Annotated in this window: 3 protein-coding genes; 1 reads left to right on the forward strand and 2 read right to left on the reverse strand. The window is 76.0% G+C overall.

All coding sequences use genetic code 11. From position 1 onward, the window contains the following. Positions 1 to 58 precede the first annotated feature (58 nt). The gene (locus ACFW9D_RS15360; protein WP_384622102.1) at positions 59 to 877 is read right to left on the reverse strand and encodes a hypothetical protein; all 819 of its coding nucleotides are present in this window, start codon (positions 875 to 877) and stop codon (positions 59 to 61) included. A gap of 5 nt (positions 878 to 882) precedes the next feature. Continuing rightward, positions 883 to 1,062, reverse strand: a complete 180-nt coding sequence (locus tag ACFW9D_RS15365; protein WP_384622103.1) for a hypothetical protein — start codon at positions 1,060 to 1,062, stop codon at positions 883 to 885. Positions 1,063 to 1,360: 298 nt separating this feature from the next. On the opposite strand from ACFW9D_RS15365, the gene ACFW9D_RS15370 reads away from it, so the two are divergent. Then, the coding region (locus tag ACFW9D_RS15370; RefSeq protein ID WP_384622105.1) for a TrmB family transcriptional regulator at positions 1,361 to 2,250 on the forward strand (890 nt) is incomplete at its 3' end.

Raw genomic sequence — 2,250 nt, forward strand, 5'->3', positions numbered from 1 at the left:
CTCCACGACCGGGCCCGAGGGGCTCTTCGGGTGGTGGGGCGTCACCCTCGCCACCGAGTCAGGGCCGCGTCCATCGCGTGCACGACCGGCCGGGCACGCACACCTCTCGTACGCGCGAGACGCGCCACGCCTCGCCGAGGATTCCGCCGCGGGCGGCGAGGAGGGCCGCCGAGCGCGCGCGGATCGCGGTGGTCAGGGCCGGGCCCGACAGGGCCGTCTCCAAGGCCTGGGCCAGGGCCGTCGCCGCGGTCCAGGCACGGCGCGGCGCACAGGTGTGCGGGTGGACGGCCCACACGTCCTGATCCGCCGCCGCGTCACGGAGAGCGGAGAAGGAGGCGAGGCCACACTCGGCCAGGGCGAGCACAGGCCCGGCCGTGGGCGGCCTCAGTGCCGAGAAGCGCTCCTGCGGCGCGAGGACCGCGGGCACGCCGTCCGGCCCCAGGCCCGTGGCGCGGGCCTCCGCGGTGACCCGGTCGGCGAGCGCGGCCCAGTAGGGCCCGTCGTCGCGGACGACCGTGAGGCCGGTACCGAGCGCGGCCGCGGCCAGGACGATCGTGGAGGCGAGCGCCACGTCGTCAGGGGCCCAGCTCAGGGCGGGCGGTCCGGCGTGGACGAAGGGGAGCAGGCTCGGCAGCCCTGCCGCCTGGTAGGTCTTCCGGGCCCGCACCGTGATCGCGGGGTCGCTGTGGCCGAGGACCGCGGTGTAGCCGAGGCCGACGACCGTGGCGGCCACGTCCGGAGTCTCGTCGTGCACGTGCCAGTCGGCGGCGCCCGGCCGGGCGGCCCGCACCCGGGCCAGTTCGCGGAGGAGAACCGCACCCCAGGCCGCCCGCGGCCCGGTGAGCGGGGCGATGACGGCGACGCGAGGTGCCGGCACCGAGGTCAGCCCCAGATGAGCGAGTCACCGGATGCGGCCGTGACCACCGCACCCCGCTGACCGGCGTCGGCTCCGGCGCCGGCCGCCACCGCACCGCCGAGGACGAGGGCGGCGGCGAGTGCGGTGAGCAGCCCCCGGAAGGCGTACAGGCGGCGCGTGCGGACGGCGGTCTGGGCAGCGGACACAGGAATCCTCCTGGAACGGGGCTCGGTGGGTGTGCGCCCAGCATGTTCCGGTGGGGTGATCCGTGGCTACGCCTGACAGGGTTCCGGGTCCGGCCATGGCCTGGAGCGGACCCACGCCGACATCGCCTCGCAACTGCCCGTAAGGCTCGACGCGCGCCCGTAGATTCAGCCCCCGTCCGTATGGCGAACCAAGCCTGGCAGGGGGCGACCCGGCTCCTTAGGATCTTGGCAGGCATTGGGGCCGCGTCACGCAACGGGACCCCTGGGCTCCCGGCCGTGCGCGCAAGGGGGGGTTCAGGTGGAGGACGTCGTACGCGCGCGGGCGCGGGAGATCTACCGGGCGGCGCTGGACGCGGCCGACTGGCATCCCGAGACGCTCGTCGCGTCGCGGGGCTGGAACGGCACCGAGTTCGCGGAGGCACTCCAGCTGCTCGGCGAACTGGGCCTGTTCACACCGTCGTCCGACACCAGGAGCGGGTGGACCGCGCTCTCGCCCGACACCGCGCTGCGCAACCTCCTGCTCGAGGAGGATCGCAGCACCGGCGCCTACCTCGACGCCATGCGGCAGACCCGGGCGGCCCTCGACCGGCTCGTCGTGGACTTCCACCCGCTGCGCGTCCGTGGCCTGCTCGACGCCCAGTTGGAGGTGGTGACGGGGGCGGCGAACGTGTCGGCGGCGCTGGAGGACGCCTCGCAGCGGGTCGAGGACGAGGTGCTCTCGCTGCACCCCGGCCGCGCGCTGCCGGCCGAGATGATCGAGGCGGGCCTGGAACGCGACCGGCTCGCCCTCGGCCGCGGCGTGCGCATCCGCACGATCCATCTGGGGGCCGTGGCCGCGGTACCGCACATGGCCTCGTACCTGCGGCGACTGAACGCCGAGGGCGCGCAGGTGCGCACCGCGCACACCCTTCCCCTGCGGCTGATCGTGCTGGACCGCTCGTCGGCCATCGTGCCCGCGCCGCCCAGGCCCGCGGACGGGAACGACGAGGAGATCGCGGCCGTCGTCCTGCGCGGCGAGACCCTCGTCGGGGTGTTCCGGGAGATCTTCGAGCACTGCTGGGGGGCGGCGGGCGGGGGGGGAGCCCCGCCCGCAAACCCCCCCCCCCCCCCCCCATCCGGCGCTCGCGGGCGAGCTCACCCCGCCCCCGCCCCCCACCAGCAGCCCGGGCGCGGCGCCCGAGACCCGAC

Origin of the sequence: Streptomyces sp. NPDC059524, from assembly GCF_042749255.1 — a bacterium.
GTDB lineage: Bacteria > Actinomycetota > Actinomycetes > Streptomycetales > Streptomycetaceae > Streptomyces > Streptomyces xanthii.